26 protein-coding genes are annotated in these 25,888 nt (G+C 65.4%); 5 read left to right on the plus strand and 21 right to left on the minus strand.

Features of this window, described 5'->3' with window-relative positions; translation table 11 throughout:
* Positions 1-11: 11 nt before the first annotated feature.
* Positions 12-905 (plus strand): type IV toxin-antitoxin system AbiEi family antitoxin domain-containing protein, encoded by an 894-nt coding sequence (locus VX037_RS18910; RefSeq protein ID WP_328715410.1) that lies wholly within the window; start codon positions 12-14, stop codon positions 903-905.
* Positions 906-1,016: 111 nt separating this feature from the next.
* Here VX037_RS18910 and VX037_RS18915 read toward each other — a convergent pair whose 3' ends face one another.
* Complete coding sequence (locus VX037_RS18915) at positions 1,017-4,427, minus strand: DEAD/DEAH box helicase (RefSeq protein WP_328715412.1); 3,411 nt, start codon at positions 4,425-4,427, stop codon at positions 1,017-1,019.
* A gap of 334 nt (positions 4,428-4,761) precedes the next feature.
* Here VX037_RS18915 and VX037_RS18920 point away from each other — a divergent pair, with 334 nt between their 5' ends.
* Positions 4,762-5,883, plus strand: a complete 1,122-nt coding sequence (locus tag VX037_RS18920) for a linear amide C-N hydrolase (protein WP_328715414.1) — start codon at positions 4,762-4,764, stop codon at positions 5,881-5,883.
* A 28-nt stretch (positions 5,884-5,911) separates the two neighbouring features.
* On the opposite strand, the gene VX037_RS18925 is transcribed toward VX037_RS18920, so the two are convergent.
* Genes VX037_RS18925 through urtA form a run of 11 tightly spaced genes read right to left on the minus strand, consistent with a single transcriptional unit; the run spans position 5,912 to position 15,859 of the window.
* Positions 5,912-6,598, minus strand: a complete 687-nt coding sequence (locus VX037_RS18925; protein WP_328715416.1) for an urease accessory protein UreF — start codon at positions 6,596-6,598, stop codon at positions 5,912-5,914.
* The gene (locus VX037_RS18930; RefSeq protein WP_328715418.1) at positions 6,591-7,106 is read right to left on the minus strand and encodes an urease accessory protein UreE; all 516 of its coding nucleotides are present in this window, start codon (positions 7,104-7,106) and stop codon (positions 6,591-6,593) included. Before VX037_RS18930 ends, VX037_RS18925 begins: the two co-directional genes overlap by 8 nt.
* Positions 7,107-7,124: 18 nt before the next feature.
* A complete protein-coding gene (locus tag VX037_RS18935) occupies positions 7,125-7,943 on the minus strand; it encodes an urease accessory protein UreD (protein WP_328715420.1) in 819 nt (272 codons plus the stop codon).
* Positions 7,940-8,566: an urease accessory protein UreG gene (gene ureG, locus VX037_RS18940; protein WP_328715422.1), complete on the minus strand. Its 627-nt coding sequence runs from the start codon at positions 8,564-8,566 to the stop codon at positions 7,940-7,942. The genes VX037_RS18935 and ureG overlap by 4 nt, the downstream gene beginning before the upstream one ends.
* A gap of 11 nt (positions 8,567-8,577) precedes the next feature.
* Positions 8,578-10,293 (minus strand): urease subunit alpha, encoded by a 1,716-nt coding sequence (gene ureC, locus VX037_RS18945; RefSeq protein WP_328715424.1) that lies wholly within the window; start codon positions 10,291-10,293, stop codon positions 8,578-8,580.
* Positions 10,271-11,029: an urease subunit beta gene (gene ureB, locus VX037_RS18950; RefSeq protein ID WP_328715426.1), complete on the minus strand. Its 759-nt coding sequence runs from the start codon at positions 11,027-11,029 to the stop codon at positions 10,271-10,273. Before ureB ends, ureC begins: the two co-directional genes overlap by 23 nt.
* Before the next feature lie 9 nt (positions 11,030-11,038).
* Positions 11,039-11,731, minus strand: a complete 693-nt coding sequence (gene urtE / locus VX037_RS18955; protein WP_328715428.1) for an urea ABC transporter ATP-binding subunit UrtE — start codon at positions 11,729-11,731, stop codon at positions 11,039-11,041.
* Between the two features lies 1 nt (position 11,732).
* A complete protein-coding gene (gene urtD, locus VX037_RS18960) occupies positions 11,733-12,542 on the minus strand; it encodes an urea ABC transporter ATP-binding protein UrtD (protein ID WP_328715430.1) in 810 nt (269 codons plus the stop codon).
* Positions 12,539-13,651 (minus strand): urea ABC transporter permease subunit UrtC, encoded by a 1,113-nt coding sequence (gene urtC / locus VX037_RS18965; RefSeq protein WP_328715432.1) that lies wholly within the window; start codon positions 13,649-13,651, stop codon positions 12,539-12,541. Before urtC ends, urtD begins: the two co-directional genes overlap by 4 nt.
* Positions 13,648-14,532 (minus strand): urea ABC transporter permease subunit UrtB, encoded by an 885-nt coding sequence (urtB, locus tag VX037_RS18970; RefSeq protein WP_328715434.1) that lies wholly within the window; start codon positions 14,530-14,532, stop codon positions 13,648-13,650. Before urtB ends, urtC begins: the two co-directional genes overlap by 4 nt.
* A gap of 49 nt (positions 14,533-14,581) precedes the next feature.
* Entirely contained in the window at positions 14,582-15,859 is a 1,278-nt protein-coding gene (gene urtA, locus VX037_RS18975; RefSeq protein WP_328715436.1) for an urea ABC transporter substrate-binding protein, read from the minus strand.
* Between the two features lie 268 nt (positions 15,860-16,127).
* Between urtA and VX037_RS18980 the strand changes: the two genes are divergently transcribed.
* Positions 16,128-17,105, plus strand: coding sequence for a helix-turn-helix transcriptional regulator (locus tag VX037_RS18980; RefSeq protein WP_328715438.1), 978 nt, complete (start codon positions 16,128-16,130; stop codon positions 17,103-17,105).
* 649 nt (positions 17,106-17,754) lie between these two features.
* Here the strand turns inward: VX037_RS18980 and VX037_RS18985 are convergent.
* Together VX037_RS18985 and VX037_RS18990 are read right to left on the minus strand one after the other, a co-directional pair.
* Positions 17,755-18,195: a hypothetical protein gene (locus VX037_RS18985; RefSeq protein ID WP_328715440.1), complete on the minus strand. Its 441-nt coding sequence runs from the start codon at positions 18,193-18,195 to the stop codon at positions 17,755-17,757.
* Entirely contained in the window at positions 18,182-19,456 is a 1,275-nt protein-coding gene (locus VX037_RS18990) for a sensor histidine kinase (protein ID WP_328715442.1), read from the minus strand. Before VX037_RS18990 ends, VX037_RS18985 begins: the two co-directional genes overlap by 14 nt.
* Positions 19,457-19,651: 195 nt before the next feature.
* Between VX037_RS18990 and VX037_RS18995 the strand changes: the two genes are divergently transcribed.
* A complete protein-coding gene (locus VX037_RS18995; RefSeq protein WP_235724931.1) occupies positions 19,652-19,927 on the plus strand; it encodes a type II toxin-antitoxin system Phd/YefM family antitoxin in 276 nt (91 codons plus the stop codon).
* Positions 19,924-20,205 carry a type II toxin-antitoxin system RelE family toxin gene (locus tag VX037_RS19000; protein WP_328715444.1) on the plus strand — a complete coding sequence of 94 codons (282 nt, stop codon included), beginning with the start codon at positions 19,924-19,926 and terminating at the stop codon, positions 20,203-20,205. Before VX037_RS18995 ends, VX037_RS19000 begins: the two co-directional genes overlap by 4 nt.
* Positions 20,206-20,255: 50 nt before the next feature.
* Here the strand turns inward: VX037_RS19000 and VX037_RS19005 are convergent, their stop codons facing one another.
* The 7 genes from VX037_RS19005 to VX037_RS19035 all read right to left on the minus strand — a co-directional run bounded on the left by VX037_RS19005 (position 20,256) and on the right by VX037_RS19035 (position 25,493).
* Positions 20,256-21,257 (minus strand): zinc-binding metallopeptidase family protein, encoded by a 1,002-nt coding sequence (locus VX037_RS19005; protein ID WP_328715446.1) that lies wholly within the window; start codon positions 21,255-21,257, stop codon positions 20,256-20,258.
* A gap of 129 nt (positions 21,258-21,386) precedes the next feature.
* Positions 21,387-21,887, minus strand: a complete 501-nt coding sequence (locus tag VX037_RS19010) for a hemerythrin domain-containing protein (protein ID WP_235724928.1) — start codon at positions 21,885-21,887, stop codon at positions 21,387-21,389.
* Positions 21,888-22,073: 186 nt separating this feature from the next.
* A complete protein-coding gene (gene menE / locus VX037_RS19015; RefSeq protein ID WP_328715457.1) occupies positions 22,074-23,231 on the minus strand; it encodes an o-succinylbenzoate--CoA ligase in 1,158 nt (385 codons plus the stop codon).
* Positions 23,228-23,578 carry a DUF3349 domain-containing protein gene (locus tag VX037_RS19020; RefSeq protein WP_235724927.1) on the minus strand — a complete coding sequence of 117 codons (351 nt, stop codon included), beginning with the start codon at positions 23,576-23,578 and terminating at the stop codon, positions 23,228-23,230. The genes menE and VX037_RS19020 overlap by 4 nt, the downstream gene beginning before the upstream one ends.
* Positions 23,579-23,597: 19 nt before the next feature.
* Complete coding sequence (locus tag VX037_RS19025; protein ID WP_235724926.1) at positions 23,598-23,906, minus strand: DUF3349 domain-containing protein; 309 nt, start codon at positions 23,904-23,906, stop codon at positions 23,598-23,600.
* A gap of 35 nt (positions 23,907-23,941) precedes the next feature.
* Positions 23,942-24,223, minus strand: a complete 282-nt coding sequence (locus VX037_RS19030) for a hypothetical protein (protein ID WP_235724925.1) — start codon at positions 24,221-24,223, stop codon at positions 23,942-23,944.
* 34 nt (positions 24,224-24,257) lie between these two features.
* Complete coding sequence (locus VX037_RS19035; protein WP_328715448.1) at positions 24,258-25,493, minus strand: inorganic phosphate transporter; 1,236 nt, start codon at positions 25,491-25,493, stop codon at positions 24,258-24,260.
* Between the last annotated feature and the right edge of the window lie 395 nt (positions 25,494-25,888).

The following is a 25,888-nucleotide window of genomic DNA, read 5'->3' on the forward strand; positions in this document are numbered from 1 at the left end:
ATGGCTCTCCGATGCGTCTGAATCGCATGGGGATACCACCGGAACTTCGGAAGCTGGCACTCGAGCGCGACGGCATCATCACCGCTGCGCAGGCGCGTGAGCACAAGGTGAGTCGCGGGATGGTCGCGCGAAGGATCGCGGCCGGCGACTGGGTGGATGAGGGGCACCGGATCTACCGGCTCGTCGACCATCCGGCCACCGCGCGCACCCGAACGCGAATCGCCACGTTGTCGGTGTCGCCGAGCGCCGTACTCGGTGGCGTGATGGCCGCCTGGTGGCATGGCGTCATCAGCAAGCGTCCGACGTCGGCGACGGTGACAGCGCCGTTGGGGTGGCACGGGTCGTCGGTCTCCGGGGTCACCGTGGTGCGGCGTCCGCTGCTCGACGTCGACGTCGTGGAGCGAGACGGGTTGCGCGTCACCGCACTTCCGCTGACGGTGCTCGAGGCCGCGGTCGAGGGCGGTATGGACGTGGTGGATCGGGCGCTACAGAAGCACCTGGTGACCGTCGACGACATGATGTCCACCTACGGACGGCACACGACCGGCAAGAACGCCGCCCAGATGGCACGCATTCTCGAACTGCTTGGCCCCAATGCTCACTCGGAGGCGGAACGGCTGGCGGTCGCCGTGTTCACCGAGCACGAGATCGTCGGCTGGGAAGCGAATTACCAAGCGGCAGGTTATGAACTCGACTTCGCATTCCCGGCGCAGAAGGTGGCGGTCGAGATCGACGGCATGGCCTACCACTCCGATTCTGACGCCTTTCAGCGCGACCGTCGACGACGCAACGCGCTGATCAACGCTGATTGGACGGTACTGAACTTCACCTGGTCGGACCTGCTGGAGCGACCGGGTTACGTTGCCGCGCAGATCCGGTACGCGCTTGCTCACGCGGCGGCGTGACGCGGCCGTGTCGAGTGAGGTGAACGTTCCGGAAATCAGCACGTTCACCTCAGTCGAACAGCGCCACAGCGGTCGAGTGAGTAGAACGTCACGGAAACCGCGACGTTCTACTCACTCCGCTGGGCCACGCGTGGTGTGGACCTCTGCCACCCTGGCATGTTCGATGTCGGTTCGGGCGGTCGATCGGCGGGCGCTGGACGTCTGCGGCTCACCCGATCCGGGCGTGAACTCGGCCAGCCACCCGAAGAGCGGGCGGGCCGGCTCCAAGGGTTTTGCGGGGACGAGACCGAGTGGGTTCATGGTCGGTGGAAGCTTCTCGGGGAACAGCGGTTTGCTGATGGCGTGGCCATCGTCGAGGGGTGTGGCTGTTCGCCATTCGCCACCAATGTGGACCAGCGCGACCAGGTGTCCGTGATCGGTCACCGCGGCACCCGCTTCGATGCCGAGGGTTCCGGCGAGCGCGAGGAGGGCGCACTCGAACTCACGAGGTGACGCGCGGCCGGCCTTCAGGACAGCGGCCGCCGGGCGGGGAGCGTCGGCGGCCGACGCGTCGATGCGCAGCACCTCCTCCAGGGCGGCCCGAAGCCTGACGACGCGGGTTTCGTCGTCGTCGTCGGCGTCACCGCTCAATGCCTCGGCGATCGACAGCAACTGCGGTTCCGGGATGGTCTGTGGCAACAGATCGGACAGGAGTCGTTTGCGTTTGCCCTGAGCCGTGCCGCGACGACGGCCAGGTGCGGTGACCACCGACGTCGGCGGTGACAACTCACCGATCAGCTTCCGGGCGTCATCGAGGGCCGACGACGCATCGACCTCGCCGCCCCGCGGCAGGTCGACGACGGCGTTCTGATAGGCGACATCACCACGGCGCGAGAACAGGATCACGTCGGCGGCGAGCACGGTGGCTCGGCTGGTGTGCGGCACCGGCAGTTCGACGTTCCGCGGAACGGTGTGGGTGCGCAGGGTGGCGCGGGCCGCGCCGTCGTTGCCGAGGACCACGAGGGTGGAATCGGGTGGTGAGGCGTCGAGCGGCAGGTCGGTGTCGTCGGCCGGACCGAGCGCCAGGTGCGCCCGGCTTGCGACGAGGTGGTCGAAGTCGTTGCGAGGGAGGTCGACTCCGCGGGGCGGGGAGTTGATCCCGTTCGGGTTGGTGAAGTCGGCGCCACGGGCTCGCCGCCACAGCAGTGGCACCCGCGTGCGCCGGGCGTCGTCGTCTTGGAGCTGTTCGAGGAACCACAGCAGCCGCCCACTGCCGCGCTGTGGATGAGGTGTGAGGTGCCACCAGGTCAGTCGGCGGGCGAGGTCGCCGGCCACCACCGGCTGCCACGAGCCGATGCCGATATGGCCCAGTGCGGCGATCCAGCCGAGGTAGCGCGGCAACGCGTCGATGGCGCGGATGAGTTCCGAGCGGGACATCGCACCGGAGACCCGCAGACGATCCGGGCTGTTCAACGCCGCCACGGCGGCGGCCGCGCAGAACTGGCTGCCGAACTCGATGTCGAGCCGACAGTTCAACGTCGGGGCCGTCGCCAGGGTGTCGTCGACCCATTGACCGTACGGTTTGGGATTGACCGGCCAATCACGCAGTGCCGGGACACTGTTCGCGATTGCCGCGAGGACGAGCTGTTCGGCGTCGGTGGCGTCGGTGGGAGTGGGCAGCGCGGCGAGGCGGGAGTGCAGGTTGCTCGCCGCGTCGACTCCCACCATCAGGCGGGTGGTGAGCGCCCCCAGATCGGTCACGGTCAGGGTGTCGTCGGCGTCGGTGACCAACCGGTGGGTGACGAGGTGGTCGAGCACGCCCTTGAGGTCGCGGCGTTTGCTGTTCTGGGCGTAGGCAAAGGTGCCCTCGTACCACAGCTGCGCGTCGGCGCGACGGGTGATGCTGCCGAGCAGGATCTCGGCGAGCACGGCGTCGGCGAGTTTGTCGTTGAGCCGGCTGTCCACCCGATAACCGGCGACAAGTCTGCTGCGCCAAGCGAGTTCCTCGCTGTGCGGCACCATGATGAATCCGAAGCCCTCGGCCTCGTGTCCGGCGCGCCCGGCGCGGCCGAGCATCTGCTGGGCCTGGCTGGTCTCGAGCTCGTTGATGCCGAGCGTCAGGTCGCGGATGATGACCGTGCGCGCCGGGGTGTTCACGCCCGTCGACAAGCCAGACGTGGCCACCAGGGTGTCGATCTGGCGCGCGTTGAAAGCGGCCAGCGCCCGTTGGGCTTTCGGTGCGTCCCGAAAATGGATGCCGACACCTTTGGCGAAGGCTTGCTCCACCAGGGTGTCGTCGTCGACGCCGCGGTAGCGCACGCCGGCCAGTTGGCCCGCGGTGCGTCGGACCGCATTCTTGCTGCCGCAGAAGATCAGCACACTGCCCGACGTACCGGCGTCGTCTTCGGATAGCTCATGCACGAGGTCGGTCAGGGCCTCGTCCTTCGTGTCCTCGTCGTCCCAGGGTTTGCCGGGCGTCGAGTCGTAGGTGACGAACTGCGTGATAAGGCGGGTGGGCCGCCAATTCACCGTGATCAATTGGGCGTTGAACCACGCGGCCAGTTCTTCGGCATTGCCCGCCGTGGCCGACAGCGCGACGATCCGCGTCCGGTCGGCCGACGCTCGCAGACGTGCGAGCAGCGACTCCAGGGTGGCGCCGCGCTCATGATCGCCCACCAGGTGCACCTCATCGACGATCAGGCAGCCGACGCTGTCCAGGAACGATCGCAACGACGAACGGCGATACAGAGATTCGAACTTCTCGGTGGTCGCCACCCACAGCTGCGCGGTGCGGATGCGGTCGCTGGACATGTTGGTCTCGCCGGTCAGCTCGATCGACGCGATGCCGTGCTCGCGCCAGCGGGCAGCGGTCGCGGCCACCTCGGCGGCCAGGGCCCTCGCCGGCAACAGCCACACCGCCGGCCGGTTCTCCAACAGGATCGACCGCAGCGCGGCCACCTCGCCGATCAACGTCTTGCCCGAACTCGTCGGCGCCACCACCATCACATGCCCAGAGGTGTTCAGCACCGCGGGAACAGATTTCGACTGCAGCGGATTGAGCTGATCGAATCGATCCAGGTAGGGCCGCAGTGGCGGGGGAATCAGGTCAGCGGTGGGAGTCCAGGTCTCCTCGCCGCCGGTGACCCGGTCCTGGCCGTCGCGCATCAGGTCGAAACCGGCGACGAACGCATCGACCAGCCGCGACGCGGAGTGCACGGTCCCGCGGTTTTCGTCGACCGCGAGCGCCGTGCGGGTGAAGTTCGTCGACGGGTTGAGGACGCGGTCGTCGGCGAGCACGACCTTCTCGTGCAGGTTGCGCACGGTCACAACCCGAACACCCACGTCACGCAGACGACGCACCGCGGCATCGTTGGACACCTCGGGGCGGGTGAACACGATGACGTCGACGTGTCGTCGGTGCGCGGCGATCGTGTCGTCGAGCAGGGTGGCGGCCTGCGGCGAGGCATCCCACCAGGGGGTCTTGATCCACAGGCGATGCTCGGCTGCGCCGACGAAGGACCGGAGGGTGCGGTAGCTGACCAACAACGCCTCCTGTGTCGACTCCTTGTCTTATTGAAGTGGGGGTGCGGGTGGGAATGCAAAAGTGGTGGTGGGTTGGAGGCGAGTGAGGTGAACGTCACGGTTTCCGGCACGTTCACCTCAGTCGGGTCGGGGTGGCAGCGGAGTCGTGAAGGAGCCCCCCGGTATGTCGCGTTGTGACATGGGTGGTGGCTTTTGTGCCGAATCGTGGGCGTTTCCCCGCAATCGCGGCACGGGTTCGCCGGGCGCTGCTTAGCTTGGCGCGGAGGACCGTGACACTCGGCAGAGTGTTCGCCAGCGGTACCGCTCGTTCGATCTCAAGGAGACGCTCAAGATTATGTGCACGCGCGTGATGTGGCCAGATGCCAACGGATCGGTCATCGTCGGCCGGAACATGGACTTCCACCAGGACCTGCACACCAACCTGTGGAAACTTCCCCGCGGCATCAAGCGCGACGATCGTGTCGCCGGCAAACTCCAGTGGACCGCCAAGTACGGAAGCCTCATCGCCGGTGTGTACGACCTGCTGTCCACCGACGGCCTCAACGAACGAGGACTGGGTGGCCACATCCTGTGGCTGGCGGAGTCGGACTACGGCACCCCCGACGACTCGAAACCGCAGCTGGCCATGTCGGTGTGGCTGCAGTACTACCTCGACAACTTCGAGACCGTCGCCGAAGCCGTGGCGTGGACGGAGTCGGCGCAGCCGCAGATTGTTCCGATCGCCGATCCGACGGGCCACAGCAAACCTGCTCTGCACCTCGCGATCGAAGACGCCAGTGGCGACTCTGCCATCTTCGAGTACATCGACGGCGAGCTGCAGATCTATCACAGCCGCGATCACCTGGTGATGACCAATTCGCCGAGCTACGATCAGCAACTCGAACTGGTCAAGAAGTACGACGGTCTGGGCGGCGACGACCCGCTGCCCGGCACGTGCCTGGCCGCCGACCGCTTCGCCCGCGCGCTCTACTACGTCGGCGTGCAGCCGCAGCCGACGTCGCAGCTGCAGGCGACGGCGGCGATGATGAGCATCATCCGCAACTGTGCTCAGCCGTTCCGCAATCCGGAGCCCGGCAAACCCGATGCGTCGCAAACGCTCTGGCAGGTCGTCCTCGACCTGACCAACCTGCGCTACACCTTCGAATCCACCACCCGACCCAACACGGTGTGGGTCGATCTCAATGACCTCGACTTCTCCGAAGGGTCCGGCGAGACCAAGCTGGACCTGATCGGCAAGCTCGCGCTCGAGGGCGGCATCGCCGGTGAGGTGCACAAGGACTTTGCCAAGCACCACAAGTTCCACATCGTCTCGATTGAGCAGGCCAAGCTCATCGGTGAGCTGGTGCAGAAGGCGAGCGCCGACATCAAGCACATCACGAAGCCGGTCGAGGAGTACGAGAACAAGATCCAGGATCTGGTGGAGGAGAAGCTGGCGTCGTTCGTGGCTGCGGAGTAGCGGGGTCGTAGCCCAGCCGACGGGCGGCTCAGCTGGCGAACAGCCTCGGTGACATCAGCCTGTGCCGCATCCCGAACACCTCGAGTTCGAAGGTGTTGTTGGTGACCTCGTCCAACGGGGTGGCGATGACGACGTCCACGAGTTTCGCAAGGTCGGGGGTCGAGGCCACCAGGGCGCGCTGGGCGCCGATCGACCCGAGCCGACCAAGTCGCACGCAAGCGCTGAACGCCGACGACATGGCCGAGCGAAGGCTTCCCATGATCGCAGTCGGGTGGTCGATCCCGATCCCGGCCTGCACCACACTTTCCACCACCGCGATGTTGCCGGCGGCCTGCTCCGCGATCACCGCATCCAGATACTCGTCCGCCCCGCAGGGCATCGCCACCCGCCGAACCGTCTGGGCCAAACGACGCCCCGGCTCGAGTGACGCCGTACGCGCATTCTCCGACGTCTTGTAGCTCAACAGCAGCTCATCAAGGCCGGCGAGTTGACCCGCGTCATCGGTAGCCCAGGCGTGTGCGCCCACCACTGCGTCCAACGTGGCCACGGAAGCAGTCACATAGTCGATGACGAGCTCGATGATCCGCTCCGCACCGGCGTCTGGGAAGGCGTGCAGCCAGCTCTCGATGCCGTTGCTATGGACCAGGCGGCCGGCCGGAAAGGCGCTGTCGTGCAGATTCAACCACTGGGCCGCGGCCCGTAGCGACTCAGTCATGGTGATGATGGTGGTCTGCCGACGTGTTGGACCACCCATGTGGTGCGAGCGGCACGTCGGTGACGTGACCGTGCACGTGCAACGCGGCCAGCGTTTCCGCGGCGGTCGACGCACTCGTCATCAGTGGGGTGACGACTCGGTCAGTTGTCACCTGCAGCGGCGCATGCTGATTGCCCAGAAGGTATCCGAGCAGCAGCATTCGACGTGCACCGTCGGATCCACCGTTCGCGGAGAAGTCTACGGCTATCGCCGGCTCTGCGGTCCGGCGCACGACGACGACTGTGTCACCGTCGTCGGCCAGCACATCCCCGTCTCTCAGGAACGTGCCGCGCGGGAGCTGCAGCTTGACGACTCCACCATTTGCGGTGGTGAGGATCTGCCGGTGCTTGCGTGCGTCACCCCAGCCGATATCGACCCGGTCGTGCCGGCGGTCCGCGAAGCGCTTGTCGTTGAGTGTTCCGAGGATCTCAGTGACCTCGATCGCCTGGATTGTGGTGTGCTCATGCACGGCGTGGTCCTTTCCGACTCAGATGAGTCGGCTCGGGGGAGGTTGCAGGTTGAGGAGAGTGCGTCGGCTCGCACCGACTAGGTGTTTCAGTGCAGACCGCAACGCGGGCGCGCGGCCGGCCACCAGCCGCACGATCACACCCGCATCGAAAGGAAGGACGCTGATCCCGCTTGTTGCGTCACATCCCTCCATCGATTGCCGCAGCGCATATTCGAGCTCGACGTGGTCGCTCCCCGGAGCGACGACGAGAAGCGTTGCACAGTAATCGGCGCCGACGAGACGCGCCGGCGCAGTGTCTGCGTGCCAGTGCATTGCGTCTCGGGCGACAACCCGTTTGGCGACACGCACCGAGGTCCGGCATTCGACGGAACGGTAACGGTAACGCTCGCCATGTCCGATGCGTCCCGCCGCGAGCATCTCCCAGCCGAGGAACACACCACCGTGCTCGACGTCGATTTCAGTGCGCTGGGTGAAACGGGAGTTGGCCTGAGGAATAATCTCGCGTGGCAGGTACTCGAGCACCGAGTCCCGACAGACCCGGATTCGTTGCAGGTGGCGGGCACCAGGGCCCACATGGCCGTCGAACACCTGCGTGGCCGCCTGCGAGGTGAACAGGAGATGGCTGCCGGCAGCGGTACTCACCTCGGTGCGAAGATCGTCGTCGGCGAAGATCCCGCCGGACGGATTCTGCACACAGAGATACGCGATCCGCGGATCGACATCAGCATGCGCGGCAGTGGTCACTCGCTGCGGGTAGGCCTGCGTCAGCCGTTGCACCCGGGAGCGGCCGCGGGCGTCGGCGACCATCTCCACCTCCAACACGCCCGCGACGGTCATGGCCTTCTCGCCATGTTCAGCATGGCGCCTCTGACAAGCTCATCGGCCACCTCGTTGATACCGATCTGATTCCGAAGGTCGGTGAACAGCGTCGGTTTGGCGGGTCGGGCACTCGCGCAGTCGGCCCGCATCATATCCAGGTCGGCTCCGACCATCGGCGCGAGGTCGATCTTGTTGACCAACAGCAGGTCCGCCTGCAGCAGTCCGATGCCTTTCTTCCGAGGGATGTCATCCCCCGCGGCGGTGTCGATGACGAAGATCCAATAGTCGACGAGATCGCTGCTGAAGGTGGCAGCCAGATTGTCCCCTCCGGATTCGATCAGCACCGCATCGAGACCGTCGTATGTGGCTGCCAATCGATCGACGGCCGCCAGGTTGACCGAGGGGTCTTCGCGAATCGCCGTGTGCGGGCATGCACCCGTCTCGACGGCCAACACGCGTTCGGGATCGATGATGCCGCTACGGCGAACCCGTTGCGCGTCCTCATCGGTCACCAAGTCATTGGTGATAACCGCGAGATTCACTCCACGCGTGCGCAGCACCGGCACCAGCGATTCCACCAGTCGGGTCTTTCCGGAGCCCACGGGGCCTCCGATGCCGATCCGAATCGGATCTGAACTCATTGTCACTACTCCTATTTGAGGGTGTACCGACGTCCCAGCGGTACGCTCGACATCGGTGTGCTGACACAGTTTTCGCCGTCGACCAGCACGCGGTAGGTGTCGGGTTCGATGCTGATCTCGGGGAGATGGCTGTTGTGGAGGAAGTCGGCTTTGGTCAGGCCGCGTGCTCCGCTGCACCCGACCAGCGGGGTGTCCAGACCGAGGCGGCCGGCGAGATTATGGTCTATCGCCTGCCGAGCAACGAAATTGACTGACACATCCGCAGGTGTTTTGCCGAACGCCGCCCACTGTGGGCGGTACTTCAACGGCTCGCAGGTCATCAAGGACGCATTCGATTCGCCCATCACCGACCAGGCCGGGAATCCGCCCTTGAACACGACCTCTGGACGGATACCGAAGAACTTGGGTTCCCACAGCACGATGTCGGCGAGCTTTCCGGGCTCCAGCGACCCGACCTCGTGGTCGATGCCGAACATCTTGGCCGGGTTGAGCGTCAGCTTTGCGACATAGCGCAGAATCCGGTGGTTGTCGGCGCCGCTGCCGGCGTCTTCGGGAAGTGCCCCACGAGTGGCCCGCATGTGCGAAGCCAACTGCCATGTGCGCGCGATGGTCTCACCGATCCTACCCATTCCTTGCGAGTCGGACCCGATCGCCGAGATGGCACCGAGGTCGTGGAGCACGTCCTCGGCAGCGATGGTCTCCCGCCGGATGCGCGACTCCGCGAACGCCACATCTTCGGGAATGCGGGCATTGAGGTGGTGGCACACCATCACCATGTCCAGATGCTCGTCGAAGGTATTGAGGGTGTAGGGGTTGGTCGGGTTAGTCGACGACGGAAGGCAATGGGGTTCGCCGACCACGCGCATGATGTCGGGTGCGTGCCCACCCCCGGCACCTTCGGCGTGGTAGGTGTGGATCGCCCGACCGCCGATCGCGCGCATTGTGTCCTCGTAGAACCCGGACTCGTTGAGGGTGTCGCTGTGGATCTGGACCTGCAGGTCGAGCTCGTCGCCGGCGTCGAGCGATGCACGAATGGACGCCGGGGTGGCGCCCCAATCCTCGTGGATCTTGTATCCGATGGCGCCGGCCAGCCCCTGTTCTATAAGCGGCGCTGTGGCTGCAGCGCTGCCGTTGGCGATGAACCCGAAGTTCATCGGGAACGCCTCTGCTGCACGTAGCATCCGCGCCAGATTGTGTGGTCCCGAAGTGGTGATACCGACGGTCACGGGCCCCAGCCCCCCGCCGATCATGGTGGTGATGCCGCTGGAGATTGCTTCTTCCACCAGTCCTGCGCTGTCGAAATGCACGTGCACATCGATGGCGCCTGCTGTCGCTATCATCCCCTCGCCGGACCGGATGTCGGTGCCGGCGCCGATGATCAGCTCCGGGTCCACGCCTCCCATTGTCGACGGGTTGCCCGACTTGCCGATGCCGGCGATCCGGCCATTCTTGATGCCGATGTCGGCCTTGCGGATCCCGAGGACTGCGTCGACGATGATGACGTTGGTGATGACGAAGTCCAATGCGCCGTCGGCGTTGGTGATCGCGTTGTGGACGGCCATCCCCTCACGCATGGTCTTGCCGCCACCGAACACTGATTCGTCGCCGTAAACCGTGGCGTCGGAGTCGATTCGGGCCAGTAATTCGGTGTCGGCGAGTCGCACCCGGTCGCCGGTGGTCGGTCCGAACAACTCGGCGTAGTGCCTACGCGTCAGTCGCTGCGCCATCGTCGTCTCCTTTCGGGTCCGCAGGTGATGTCGAGTCCAGGAACCCGGCTGCGTGTAGGTCGGTCATGGTCTGCGCCGGCGGGTCGATGTCGGTGGGGCCGTTGGCCATGTCGTTGAGCCCGGTGATCACCCGCTCACCCCCGAACGCGACCAACTCGACGTCGTGGTCGGCGCCGGGTTCGAAGCGGACTGCGGTTCCCGATGGAATGTCCAGCCGCATCCCGAATGCGGCGGCACGGTCGAAGCGCAACGCACGATTGGCTTCGAAGAAGTGGAAGTGCGATCCCACCTGTACCGGGCGGTCACCGGTGTTGGTGACCGTGACCATGGCGGTGGGTCGATCCACGTTGATGAGGATGTCGTCGTCGGCGAGCACGTACTCCCCGGGGCAGTGCGCGTCGCCGGCCAACGTCGCCGCGGGCGCACTGGTCCCGGGGCGGATCGGATCGTGAACTGTCACCAGCTTCTGTCCATCGTCGAAGAAGCCCTCGACCTGAACGGAGCCAAGCAGTTCGGGCACCCCCGGTGCCACGTCGTCGTCGGTGAGCAACGAGGCTCCCAGCGCCGCAGCCTCGGCCACGCTGGCCCCGCCGCGTGCTGACTCGGCGACCTCGTCGGCGATTAGGGCGCGTGCTTCCGGGTAGGTCAATCGCAGCCCGCGGGCACGTCGTTTGCGTGCCAGCTCGGCGGCCAAGAACAACAGCAGCCGGTCCTCGTCCTTGGGTGTCAGATGCATTCGTACCTCTCAGATCGCCATGGCTTCGCGGACGGTGTCATGGGCGGCCGCACCGTCCTCGCCGGACGCGACCACGCGGCCGGATTGGATGACGTAGAAACGTTCGGCCGAGTTCAGGGCAAAACCGACGTGCTGCTCGACGAGCAGCGCGGCCAGGGTGTTGTTCGAGGTCAGCTGCGCGATGGCGCTCTCGATCTCGGCAACCACGTTGGGTTGGATACCTTCGGTTGGCTCGTCGAGGATGAGGAGCCGCGGTTTGGTCAGCAGAGCCCGTGCGATGGCGAGTTGTTGGCGCTGCCCACCTGACAGGAGGCCTGCTCGTCGTGACATCAGTTCGGTGAGTGCAGGAAAGAGGTCGATGACCTCGTCGATGGCCGTCGTGGGACGGCGATGGCTCTCGGCGACCACCGCGAGATTCTCGGCAGTGGTCAACTGTCCGAAGGCCACCTGGCCCTGAGGTACGTAGGCGATTCCGCGCTGGACGCGCAGATGTGGGCGCAGTCGCGTGATGTCCTCGCCGTCGAAGACGATGCGCCCGGCAGTCGGTGTGAGCAGCCCGACGCAGGCGCGCAACAGGGTGGTCTTGCCGGCGCCGTTGTGTCCCATGACAGCGGTCACCGAGTGCTCGGCAACGGTCAGGTCGAGGTCCTTGACGATGCTGGTGCGGCCGTAGCCGACCGTGAGTCCGCTCAGGGTCAACATGTCAGTCCTCCGTGGTCGAAGTGGGCGCGCCGAGGTAGACCTCTTGCACGCGTGGATCGTTCTGGACTTCGGTCACCGATCCCTCCGAGAGGACTCGGCCGGCCGCCATGACCGTCACGGAGGTCGCGTAGGTGCGCATGAATTCCATGTCGTGCTCTACCACCACAACGGTGCGTTCGCCGCCGAGGCGGCGCAACAGCTCGCCGGTTTCGATCCGCTCGTCGTGGTTCATGCCGGCCACTGGTTCGTCGAGCAGCAGCACGTTGGCGTTCTGCACCAACAGCATCCCGATCTCGAGCCACTTCTTCTGTCCATGGGCGAGCACGCCGGCGGGCTTGTCGGCGACCGCTGTCAGGCCGGTGGTTTCCATTGCCTCGGTGACGATCTCGGGAACAGACGTGCGTACTCGGAGTTTCTCCCACACGCTGCGTTCGGCGCCAGCAGCAATGTCCAGATTCTGGATCACTGTCAGGTTCTCGAAGACACTCGGTGTCTGGAAGGTGCGGCCGACTCCGGCCCGGCTGATCTGATGCGGTTTGCGCCCCAACAGTGGCCGGCCGGATTTCGAGATGTCACCGGTGGCGGGCACCAGGCCGGTGATGGCGTCGATGAGGGTGGTCTTTCCTGCGCCGTTGGGGCCGATCAGAAATCGTAGGTCGCCTTGGAACAGGGTGAGATCGACTCCGTCGATGGCGCGGAATCCGTCGAACTCGACCACCAGATCTCGGATCTCGAGATATTGCGACGTCATCCCGGCGTTGCCGCCGGAGCGTGGGGCGCGTTCGGCGTCGGTAGTACGCACTGTGTTCATCGTGCTGTCTCCTTGGTGGGTTCGTCGGCGGCAACGGTCATGTCGGTGGTGTCATGTGCCGGCGTGAAGTGTCGGCGTCGTCGTAGCAGAACACCCAGCCCTGCGATACCGGCCGGGAAGAAGCCGATGACGGCGATGAACAGCAGACCCTGCAGATAAGTCCAGGCTTCGGGGAAGCTGTCGGACAGAAACGATTGCGCCCACGCGACGCCGACGGCGCCGAGGAGCGGGCCCAGCAGGGTACTCCGCCCGCCGATGGCGACACCGATGAGAAAGGCGATCGAGGGCACCACACCGACATCGGTAGGCGAGATTATGCCGACGATGGGCACGAACATCGCGCCGGCAACCGAGGCACACACTGCTGCGAAGACGAACGCACCCACTTTGGCGTTGGCCGGGTCGTATCCGAGAAAGCGCACACGTTCTTCCTGGTCGCGGATCGCAACCAACAGTTCGCCGTAGCGGCTGCGCATCAGCTGCCGCACCGCGGCCAAAGCGACCAGGACCAGGCCGGCGATGATGAAGAACAGCATGCGCCGGTTCACCGGGTCGGCCAGGTCGTAGCCGAAGAACGAGGTGAAGTTGTTGATGCCGTTGCTGCTACCCAGGGACTGCTGACCCACCAGGAACACGGCGAACGCTGCGGCCAGCGCCTGGCTCAGGATGGCGAAATAGGCGCCCTTAACCCGGCGCTTGAACACAAGGACACCGAGCACACCGGCAACCGCAGCCGGAATCGCGACGACTGCGAGGACCGTGAACAGGCCCGACCCGAACGGAGACCAGAACCACGGCACCGACGATGCGCCACCGAAGCGCAGAAAATCGGGAATGGAGCTGCCGGCGAGCTTGGCATCGGCGAGTTTGAGGTGCATTGCCATCATGTAGGCCCCGAGACCGAAAAACACACCCTGGCCAAGAGTGAGCATTCCCCCTCGGCCCCATGCGAGTCCTATGCCGATCGCGACCAGTCCGAAGCACAGGAATTTGGCCAGCAGGCCGAGGTTGTAATCGGACAGCGCCAACGGTGCGACGAGGAACAGCGCGATGACACCAAGGCCGAAGCCGAGCAGGGTACGTGTGTGCGAGTTCAGCGTGGTGTTCATGCCAGGCTCCTGGTCTTGACGGTGAACAGTCCCTGCGGGCGGACCTGCAGGAAGACGATGACGACGAGGAACACGAGCACCTTGGCCGTTGATGCGGTGGTGCCGAACTCGATGAACGAGTTGAGCAGACCCAGTCCGAAAGCGGCGATCACGGCGCCCTTGATCTGCCCGAGTCCCCCGACGACCACGACGAGGAATGCGTCGACGATGTAGCTCTGGCCGAGCATCGGACTGACCGGTCCGATCAGAGTGAGTGCTACGCCCGCGATACCGGCCAGCGCCGATCCGATCATGAAGGTGCTCAAATCGGTTCGCCGTGAGGAGATTCCGGAGGTCACGGCGAGCTGTCGGTTGTCGATGACCGCCCGAATACGACGGCCAAGTGGTGTCATGCGCATCGCACCGGTCACGGCAAGGACTGCGACGACCGCCAACACAAGGATGAACACGCGCGCCTTGGGGACTGCCGCACCGAGGACCGAGATCTCGCCGAGTAGCCACGACGGTGGCGTGACACTAACCGCCGGCGCGCCGAAGATCTGCCGCGCCAATTGCTGCATGATCAGCGCAACCCCGAATGTGACGAGCAACGTGTCGAGGGGGCGGTCGTACATCCGGCTGATCAGCAAGATCTCAAGAAGGCCGCCGATGAGTGCGCCGACTGCGGCGCCCACGATGAACGAGACAAGCAGAGAGGCGCCGGACGACCCCATTCCGGTGCCGATGACGTAAGCGGTGTAGGAGCCGGCCATCATGATCTCGCCATGGGCCATGTTGATCACGCCCATCTGGCCGAAGGTCAGAGACAGGCCCAACGCGACCAGCAGGAGGATCGAACCGAGGCTAAGGCCGATGAAAAGCTGGCCGATCAGAGTCTCCATGAGAGCAGCTCCTTTGTTTCATATCTCGTGGAACAGCGGTTATCGGTCCTCATTGGTTGGTGATCCCGTCTGCCCAGGGATAGGTGGTCAGGAAAGGGTCCGGTTCGATCGGCCCGGGTGAGCTCCACACGACGTCGAACTGGCCGTCGGGCGCGACGCGGCCGATGCGGGCCGTCTTTGTGACGTGGTGGTTCTCGCCGTCGACGGTGACCAGGCCCTCTGGCGCCTGGAAGCTGACGCCGTCTGCTGCTGCCGAGACCGCTTCGGGGTTGAAGGAATTGGCTTTCTCCACCATTTGTTTCCAGAGGTAGACCGCGGTGTAGGCGGACTCCATGGGGTCCGAGGTGACGCGGGACTGCCCGAACCGCGATGTGAATGCGTCGACGAATCGTTGATTGACCGGATTCTCCAGCGACTCGTAGTAATTCCACGACGACAGCTGACCCGCGATGCTTGCTGCGCCGATGCTCTTGACCTCTTCCTCGCCGACGCACATCGACATCACGGGCATCGTGGAAGCATCGAGACCAACGTTGTTGTACTCGCGGAAGAATGACACCAGTGAGTCACCGACGACGACATTGAAGACGGCGTCGGCGCCGGAGCCGCGGATCTTGTTGACGATGGTCGCGAAGTCGGTGGCGCCCAACGGCGCATAGTCCTCACCTTTGATGGTCATCCAGTGCTGCTGTGCGTAGTTGCGCACGATCGCGTTGGAGGTACGCGGGAACACGTAGTCACTGCCCACCAGGTACAGAGACTGAACTCCTTGTTCGCGGAGGTAGTCGAGGGCAGGGATGATCTGCTGGTTGGTGGTGGCGCCGCTGTAGAAGATATTGGGCGAACTCTCCATACCTTCGTACTGCTGGCCGTAATACAGCAGTGCACCGGTGTTTTCGAATACCGGCAGCATCGCCTTGCGACTGGCCGAGGTGTAGCCACCGAAGACCGCGGCGACACAGTCGCTGGCGACCAGTTTGCGCGCCTTCTGCGCAAAGATCGCCGGGTCGGATGCGCCGTCCTCGGAGATCTGGTTCAACTGTTTGCCGTTCACGCCGCCTTGAGCGTTGATCTCCTCGATCGCCAAGGTGATGGCATCGTGGATGACGGTCTCGCTGGCCGCGGTACCACCGGTGAGCGAATTGATAGACCCAACGGGAACGGCGGGCCCACTGGTGTCGAGGCAGGTGACCTGACCCAACCCGCTGTTGGAATCCGCGGCCTTGCTGCCGCAGCCGGCGAGTATCGAACCGGCGAGCGCGGCGGCCACGAGGGGGATCACCACCCGCCACCGGGATCGGTTTCCGCGAGGAAAGAGCGGGGACATCGGGAACTCCTGAAGACGGATCAGCCGGGTAGGCCGATGAGCTGGACGAAGTGTGGGCGCACGCCGTTGTACGAACTGCTCCGAATCTACGAAGCACCGCTACCGTCGCTCATCGGGAAAACTCCCCATATGCGCCGCTGACAGTGTTACGAAGAGATTTCGGCTGTGCTACCGCACGTTTCGAGACGGGCGATCGTCGTAATACTCCGGACAACTGTCCGCGGGACAATGCCCTTCTGACCTGAATGACCGGCGGCAAGGGAGTTGTATGAGATCGCTGACAGCCGGTGCGTACCACGAGGTCCTCGGCAGCGCCGCCGACCTCAACACACGCGCCGATGAACTGCTCTCCGCTCTGGGAGATCGTGTCGCATCATCGGCCAGCGCAATCAGCTTGTGGGATCCGTTGTCGTGCGGGCATCTGACGTTGGCCAATCACCATTACCCCGACGTGGTGATGTCGCACTTCAACAGCTGGTTCGTGGCCAACGATCCATTGTTCAAACAGATGGAGCGCACCCGGTCGGGAGCATTGCGTTGGCAGGACTTTCCCGACTATCGGTCGTCGCACTCGGTGACCAATGTGTTCACGCCGGCAGGCTTCGACGAAGGCCTGTCTGCCAGGCTCGTTACCGCGAGCGGGGCGTACGTGGGCACGTTGCACGTCAACTCCGATGACCGGCGCTACCCGCGCGATCGCGATGTCGAGGAGATCAACGAATTACGTCGCTCGATGGCCGCGCTCCTCGATGTCACCACGCGACCCGTGATGGTGGCCGATTTTCTTGCTCCGGGAAGTCCTGCTTGGCTGGTGGATCGCCGAGGCAATTGCATGTCGTTGCACGACGAGCAGCCGAGTCTGAGCGACCTCGATCCCGCACTGCTCTCGGTGATCGCGCAGCACGCCGGCGGTGAACGCCAATTCCGGTGGTGCGACGACACGGGCACCTGGTTCCTGATTCGGCTGTTCCCGGCGACTCCCCGTCATCGCGCCGCGACACCCGTCGGCCTTGCCGTCGCCATCCCCGAGCCACTGCCCTTTGAACTCACCGCGCGTGAGCTCGAGGTGGTGACGCTGATAGCAGAAGGCCTCACCACGGTTCAGATCGCGACAGCTCTGACGATCAGTGCGAAGACGGTAGGGCACCACGTCGAACACATCCTTGCCAAAACCGGTGCCGGTTCCCGTGTGGGTCTGGCCGCTCTGGCCAATCAGCGGGGCGTCTTGGCTGGCGCGTTGTTGTAAGTTGCATGAGAGCGAGGCCCCGCGAGTGGCCGCTACCGCGCGATCTGCTCCACCACCGACACCGTGCCATCTGCTGCGCAGTCGTAGCGTTCCACGAGGCCGTCGGAATCGACCAGGATGGTGGCGAACGTGCGCGTCCGGGCGGCCCGACGCGGGCGGTGACCCGACCGGTCGGCGTGTTGTCGAGTAGGCCGACCAGCACATCCTTGAGATCGGTGTGGGCGATGCTGGTGTTGCGGTGGACACTGTCGTCGAGCAGCACCACCGACAGCCCGCGCTCGCGCGCTCGCCACACCGCGTCTCGCACGCGGGGCAGGTGCCAGCCCTGGGCGCGCAGGCCATCCCGCAGGTCGGCTTCCACCAGGCGGGCATGGGTGACCTCGGCGTCGGTGAACTCGTGCCCGGTGGCCACCCGCTGCAGGATGGGGCGTGCGGCCTGGTCGAGGTGGATCAGTTGTCGATCGTGTTCCTCGGTGCCGGCGCGCGCGGCGGCGTCCTCGGCCGCCATCACGACAGCCTGTTCGCGCAGCACTCGGATACGACGGGCCATGGGCCGCAACATGAGAACGAACAGGGTCGCGAGGACCATCGTCGGGTAGGTCCACGCGGTGAAGATGAGTTCACTGACCAGGCCGCGTCCGTGCTGTACCTACCACAGGCCGGCAGAGGCGCTCATCAGCAGGGTACCGACCCACGCCGTCATCGGACGGCCGCGCAGCGCCAGCAACACCAGGATGGCGGCGCCGGCGATCAGTGGGGACTGCAACTGCAGGACGTCAAAGGTCTCCATCGGTGTGGACCACCAACTCACCGCCGTACCAGTGAGCATCACCGCCACCACGCCCAGCCCGGCCGACATCGGAAACGGGTCACCCGGAACCCGCACCACCGCCATCAGATCGGCCATCAGCACGACGAACGCCCCGACGATCGCCGACCAGGGCGCGAGTCCTCGGATGTCGAGACCGGCACCCACCGTCACCATGATGTAGACGAAGCCGAGATGCGCCAATGCCAGAGTGACCGTGCGCGATTGGATACCGAACAGGTCGGTCACCGGGGCCGGTGCGGGGGAGTCACTGAGCGGCATCGCGCACCCACTCCAAGACGATGGTGGTGCCGTGGCCCGACGCACTGCGAACCTGTGCGTGGGCGCCGGGCAGCGCGTCCATCCGTCCGACGATGCCCGTCAACAGCCCCAGACGTTCCGGCGCGACGGCAGCCGGATCGAAACCCGGGCCGTCGTCGACGACGCATACGTGCGCACGATCGGTGGTGAGTTCGCAGGTCACCGTGCAGGCGCTGGCGGTGCCGGCGTGACGTCGCCAGTTGCGGACCGCTTCACAGGTGGCCTCCAAGATTCCCGACATCGCCGAGACCGGGTACCGCGCAGCGTCATCCGCATCGATGTGCACCTGGCAGTCGGCGGCAGGGTCGGTGAATTCGACTGCGGCACAGATGCGTCGTCCGAAATCGTCGGCGGTGACCCCGTGATCGGATGGATCGCCGTGGCCGCGATGGTCGAGTTCGTCGAGCGCCGAGAACGCCTGCGCGGCGAGCCCGGGGTGCTGACGGCCACGATGCACGCTCTGCAGAATGGCCATCACCCGGTCGTGGGTGAGGCCGGCAAACCGCGCCCGAACCTGTTCTTGCGCGGTCGATGCCGCCGAGGCCGACGCGGCGTGCATGGCGGCGGCTTGTTCTTCGTCGAGCACCTCGGCGGTGCGTCGGGTCACCACGGTGATGGAGAGGAACACGCAGATCAGCGCGATGGTGAGCAGTGCGTTGAGGTACATCTGCAGCTCCAGATGACCGTGGATGCCGACCTGATTGGCGGTGTGCGCCAACAGGGTCGAGCCGAGAATGTAGAAGAATGCCCACCGGTGATGGCCGGCCAGCGACAACACCAGGCCGGGCACGCCGATGAACTGGATCATCCAGACGGCCCAGCGGGAGTTGTCGGGCGCGACGTCGCCGTTCCACGCGACAAACCACGATGCGACCGCCAGTGTGAGGGTTGCGCACAGCAGAATCCCGAAGGCCGTCAAGTTCGGCGGACGAGGTCGATACGTGGCCACCACCAGGGCCGTCGACGGCGCCGCCACCAGCAGCACGCTCACCAGCGGCCACCACCATGCGGTGAGTTCGGATCGGTCTATGACGACCGGCAGCAGGCATACGGTGAGTGCGAGCAGTCCGCAGCCGATGAATCGGGCGACGATGCGCTGCACTCGTGCCAGGCCCGAGGTGTCGGCGGGGCCGGCCAGACGCTCCCGCCACCCGGCGTGGTCGGCTCCGGGTGGCGCGGCAGGTGCGGTTTCGTGGCCCGCGGTGGCGACAGAGTGGGTCACTTGTACACCTCCAGCCCGCAGCGCGGGTCATTCAGGGGTAATAGGACGGCGCAGAGAGTACCCAGGACGGTGGAGGGTTCAAACGTTCACTCCAGTGAGGTGAACGTGCCGGAAACCGGAACGTTCACCTCACTCGGGACGTCGGGCGGCGACTCGTGCCTCCTGTGAGGCCAGAAGTGTGGCTAAAATGAGGCGATGACGACTGTGCCGCTGGGCGAGGCCAAGGACAAGCTCTCCGCGCTCGTCGACAGCGCGGAGTCGACGCACGACATCATCACGATCACCAAGCACGGCAAGCCCGCTGCGGTGCTGATGTCGGCTGACGATCTCGAATCGCTGCACGAGACGATTCACTGGCTCTCACGGCGCGGAACGGCCGATGCGGTCGCCGGCGCCGATGACGAGCACGCAGCCGGGCACACCATCTCCCTCGACGACCTGCGCGCCGAGCACGGTCTTCCCCCACGATGAGCGATTCGACGCCGCAGCCGTTCGACGTCGCCATCGCCTCACCCGCCCGCCGTGCCCTTGCGCGCCTTCTCGGTCGCGTCGCGCACGCCGTCATCGAGTTCATCTCCGGCCCGCTCGCCGAGAATCCACGGCGGCTGAGCAAGCCACTACGCAATGAGCTCGAGGGTCTGCATAGTGCGCGTCGTGGCGATTATCGGATCCTTCTGCGCATCGACGATGACAATCGCTCCGTGCTGATCGTCGACATCGACCACCGTGCGCACGTGTATCGGACATGAGTCGTGAGGTGAACGTGCCGGAAACCGGAACGTTCACCTCACTCGGGACGTCAGGTCGACGGCATCAGGTTGTGTACGAAGCGGATCTTGTCCAGGACCGCCGGCGGCAGCACGAACGGGTAGAGGTCCGGGTGGCCCATCGACCGGTTGATCTGGTTGAGCGCCCAGGTCAGCGGCAGCCACCAGCCGATGAGCTGTTCGAAGCCGACGTCGCCGGGTAACACGCTGTCCAGGGTGGAGCCGGCCGGCGCCATGGCGAAGGCGGCGGCGGTGTCGAGGGTGTCGCGGATGTGCAGATAGTGCGCGAAGGTCTCGGCGAAATCCTCGGCCGGGTGCATCGTCGCGTACGACGACACGTAGGTCTGCGGCCAGCCGTCGGGCGCGCCCTCGGAGTAGTGGCGGTCCAGCGCCGCCTGGTAGTCGTCGTCGGGGTTGCCGAACAGCTCCTCGAATTTCGGGCGCACGTCGTCGGTGATGAGGACGAGCTGGTAGTAGTGCCCGATTTCATGGCGGAAGTGGCCGAGCAGGGTGCGGTAGGGCTCCTCGAGCTGCACCCGCAGCTTCTCGCGGTGCACGTCGTCGCCCTCGGCGAGGTCGAGGGTGATCAGCCCGTTGTCGTGGCCGGTGATCACCGACTGCTCGGCGCTCGATAGCAGGTCGAAGGCCAGGCCGGTCTGCGCATCCTCGTCGCGACCGGTGATCGGCAGTTTGAGTTCGTCGAGCTCCAGCACGAGCCGTCGTTTGGCGGTCTCGGCGCGGCCGTACTCGGCGCGGGCCTCGATGTCGGTCTCCGGAGGAAGCGTCCGGGTCAGCCGGCACGACTCACACAGGGTGGGGGTGCCGGACCACGCGACCAGCCAGTTGCACTGCGCGACTTTTGTGTTCTCACACCGCTCGACCAGCGTGCCGTCGATCTCGGTGCGCTCTTTCTCGTCGAGGTTGTAGATGGTTCGGGTCTCGAGCCAGAAACCCAGTGGTTTGCCGCAGTTGAGGCATTTGCTGTTCTCGAAGGACAGACGCTGACCACAGTTGTGGCAGGTGAAATCGCGCATGATGTGTCGTCGCTTTCTCGCGGCAGGGGACACGCACAGTTGTACCCGAGAAGGGGGGCTCTCAACCACTGGCGCGCAGTGAGGTGAACGTACCGGTTTCCTGCACGTTCACCTCACTGCTCCGCGCGCCTATTTGATGACGGCGTCGATTGTCTTCTTCAGTGCGGATGGCTGTGCCGGCGAGTGCGGCGCCTTCTTCTTCAGTTCGAGCATCTCCTCGCCGATCTGCTGGAGTTCCTTTCGGCCCAGCGCCTTGCGGACCTCGGGAAACCACTCAGATTCTTCCTCTTCGATGTGATGCTCGACGTTCTCGATGAGGACGGTGGTCTTGGCGTCGAAGCGCTCATCGTCGGGCTTCATCGTCATGAGCTCCATCACCAGCAGGTCCGCGACGTGGTGCTCCTCGTAGGACTCGAGGATGTCGCCTTCGACGTCGGGGACGGCCTTGCGGACGGCCGGATACATCCCTTCGTTCTCGATGTACGTGTGCACGGTCAGCGCCTCGATGATCTTCGAGACGATGTCGCCCTTGGTCTTCGTCGCGTTCGGACCCGCCTTGCGGAAGTCGTTGAACAGTTTCTTGATCTGCTTGTGGTCGTCTTTCAGCAGCACGATGGCATCGGTCGACATCGGATGGCCTCTCTGGCGGTGGTGAGCGGGGCTGGCAGCGGAATCGCGGGCACCTTTGCGTGCGAAACCGTTGCGAACCGAATGCCCACGGTGGGGTGGGGCCAAACCGTCGGGTACTAACGAGCCGCTCACCGGCCGGCGTCGTGACCGAGTGAGTTGAACGTTCTGGTTTCCGGCACGTTCACCTCACTGGTCTGAGAACCGCGCCCGCAACGCCCGCCGGTCGACCTTCCCCGGACCACGGGTGGGGAGTTCGTCGAGCTCGATCACCTCGCGCGGTGCGGCGTAGCGGTCGAGTCGTTCGGCGACCGCGCCCCGGATCCTCGCTGAGTCGATGGTGCCGGCGGCGACGACGAAGGCGACCACCTTTTCGCCGAGCCGCTCATCGGGCAGGCCGACGACGGCGCATTCACGCACGGCCGGGTCGTCGAGGATGACGGCCTCCACCACCTGCGGCACCACGGTCAGACCGCCGGTGCTGATCGCTTCGTCGGCGCGGCCGACGATGGCCAGTACGCCCTGATCGTCGACGCGGCCGAGGTCGTCGGTACGGAACCAGCCCGGTTCGGCGAAGGCGGGATGGTCGGGGCGGTTACGGTAGCCGTGCGCGATCATCGGGCCGCCGAGGAGTACCCGGCCGACGCCGTCGGGGTTGGGGTCGTCGATGCGAATCGTCACGCCGTTCAGCGCAACGCCGTCGTAAACGCATCCGCCGGCGGTTTCGCTCATGCCGTAGGTGCGCACGATGGGGATGCCGGCATCGACTGCCCTGTGCAGCAACGGGACCGGGGTGGCGGCGCCGCCCACGAGGAGGGCGTCGGCAGCGGCGAGGGCCGTGGTGGCGCGCGGGTTGTCGAGGACCTTGATCAGCTGGGTGGGCACGAGTGAGGTGTAGCGGCGCGGGCCGTCGAGGGCGTCGAGGGCGTCCGCGAAGGCGTCGGGGTCGAAGCCGTCGGTGACGTCGAGGACGGTGGGTGTGAAGCCGGCGGCCAAGCCGCGCAACAGGACCTGTAATCCGGCGATGTGGTGGGGGGCGAGTGCGAGCAGCCAGTTGCCGGGGCCGCCGAGGTGGGTGGCGGTGGCCTGCGCGGAGGCGGTGAGGGTGGCCGCGGTGTGCTGGGCGCCCTTGGGTGTGCCGGTGGTGCCCGACGTCGAGATCACCAGCGAGATGTCGTCGGCGATCGGGTCGTCGACGCCGAGAGCGTCACGCAGTGTGGCGGTGTCGAGCGGGTCGTCGGGGACCGGGACGTAGGCGGCCGAGCCGTCGAGGATCGCGGCGAGGTCGCCGCGACGGTCGAGAACGTCGGGTCGTGCCGGAAGGTGGAGGGAGCGGAGCGTTTTCAGGGCTGCTCACCGGGCTCATCGTCAGGAGCGGCGGGTGGGGTGAGCGGGGAGTCGTCGAAGGGCCAGCCGGAGGCCTCGAGATGATCGCGGACGCGGGCGATGTCGTCTTCGTGCGGCATCTCCTGGGTGATCTCGATGATCTTCACCGCGGCGTCGACCTTCGAGATCGGATCACCGTTGGCCGGGGCGTCGGTGATCAGTGCATCGGCGACCTGGGCCACCTCGTCGTCGGACAGTTGCCGGCGCAACAGCGCCACCAGCGGGATGTAGTCACCCTGCGGCACACCATCGGGGTAGCCGGCGCGCAGCCATTCGATGACGCGCTGCAGGAATTGTGGTCGGTCCACGAGGGCAATTCTAGGGCGGTCAGCGGTCGCTGGTCGCGGCGAGCGGCCAGCCGGCGGCGGCCAGACGCGATGCCACTTGATTGATCTCTGCCTCCGAGGGCTTCTCGTCGATGACCGAGGTGATCGCCGCGGCGATGCGGTCCTCGGTGAGCGGGTCGCCGTCGCGGTCGCGGCCGAGCTCCAGCACCACGTCGGTCACCTGCCGCTCGTCGAGAACCCGCACCAGCAGCGCCAGCAACGGCGGGAACTCCGTGGGCGGAATGCCCTCGGGATAGCCCTGACGAACCCAATTGATGGCGGATTCGAACAGCGATGTGCCGTCGGACATGAGTGGTGGAACCTCCGGGTCGGTGGATCAGGTCGTCACTTGTAGCCGAACGGGAAGATCTTGATGTCGAAGTAGTAGTAGATGGTCTGGCGGGTGATCCACAGCAGCGCGGTGGCGATGATGAGCAGGACCACCGCGAAGATCACGTAACCGGCCGCGCGTAGCGCCGGATTGCCCGGCGTCACAGTGCCGTCGGCGTTGGTCTCGGTGGCACCCTCGGCGTGGAAGCGCAGACCGAAGGCGAACAGCGCGGGCAGCCCGGCGCCGAACAGCAGGCCGACGACCAGCACCTTGCCGATCGATTCGACGATGTCCATCGGGGAAGTCCTTTCAGAGGTGGCGTCGAGGCCGTCAGGCGGTCGGAGTCTTGGGGGTGTCGGCCGCGGCCGTCTCGGCAGGGATGATCGAGTTGGTCGATTCGTCCCAGTCGGCGTTGACGTTGCTCGAGTCGACCTTGTTCTGCTGTGCGCGCCAGTACATGTAGGCCGATGCGGCGATCAGGATCGCGAAGATGACGATGGCGCCGGTGACGTTGCCGAGCAGGTTGGCGATCAGGTAGCAGATCGCGCCGACGGCGCCGGCGGCCGGCAGGGTGGTGATCCAGGCGACGGCCATCCGTCCGGCGACCGCCCATCGGACCTGCGCGCCTTTCTTGCCGACACCCGAACCGAGGATCGATCCGGTGGCGACCTGTGTGGTGGACAGGGCCATGCCGGCGGCGCTGGAGGTGAGGATGATCGCCGCCGACGACGCCTCGGCGGCCATGCCCTGCGGCGAGCTGATCTCCACCAGGCCCTTGCCCAGGGTGCGGATGATGCGCCAGCCGCCGAGGTAGGTGCCCAGCGCGATCATGCCGGCACAGCTGAACACGATCCAGAACGGCAGACCGTGCTCCACGCTGGAGGATTCGAGGTGACCGGTGACGATCAGGGCCATCGCGATGACACCCATCGTCTTCTGCGCGTCGCCGGTGCCGTGTGCGAGCGACACCAGTGAGGCGCTGGCGATCTGGCCGTAGCGGAAACCTTCTTCCTTGCGGCTCTCGGCGATCCGCTTGGTGATGGCGAAGACCATCCACGTGCCGCAGGTGGCGACCAGGCAGGCGATCACCGGGGCGAGCAGACCGGGGACGATGATCTTGGCGAACACCCCGTGCCAGTTGATGCCGGACATGCCGATCGCGGCGATACCCGAACCGATGAGGCCGCCGAACAGGGCATGCGAAGAACTCGACGGCAGCCCGAACAGCCAGGTGAACAGATTCCACAGGATGCCGCCGATGAGGCCGGCGAAGATGATCAGCAGGCCCGTCGTCGGCGTGATGCCGCCGATGAGCTCGCCCGACCCGTCGCCGGAGGTCTGCTGGATGTTGAGCACATCCTTGGTGATGGTGGCGGCCACCTCGACTGAGAGAAAGGCGCCGACGAGGTTGAGGATCGCCGAGAGGCCCACGGCCACTTTCGGCTTGAGCGCGCCCGTGGCGATGGAGGTCGCCATGGCGTTTCCGGTGTCGTGGAATCCGTTGGTGAAGTCGAACCCGAGTGCGGTGATCACCAACAGCACCAAAATCAGCATTTCGCCGGTCATGGTGATAATTCTGTGGTTCGCGCGACGCGTCAGCCTAATGCCCGGGTGTCTGAAATGTCGGAATCGACGTGGGAGTTTCCATGGTGGCGTCAGATGTTCATCTGGTGTTCATCGAAGCGATTTCGTTCGTCTATCGGGCGTGGTCGTTCGTGACACTCCCTCGTTCCTTGGTCGTTCCTCAAGGGGGCAGGTGGTGGGGGTCGGTGTTCGGGGAACGTGATCTCGATACGCCGCGGGCTCGCTGCGCTCGCTCGCGGCTACTCGATCACCGAGGGGAGGGGCTCGCGTGGTGGTGGCTCGATCATTGAGGGCCACAACCGGTGTCATTTGCCACCGCTATGGGGCCACCTGGATTGCCACGAGCATGGGACCACCTTGGCGCGTTATTGAGGATG

The organism is Gordonia sp. Z-3 (assembly GCF_036233855.1).
Taxonomy (GTDB): Bacteria; Actinomycetota; Actinomycetes; order Mycobacteriales; family Mycobacteriaceae; genus Gordonia; species Gordonia tangerina.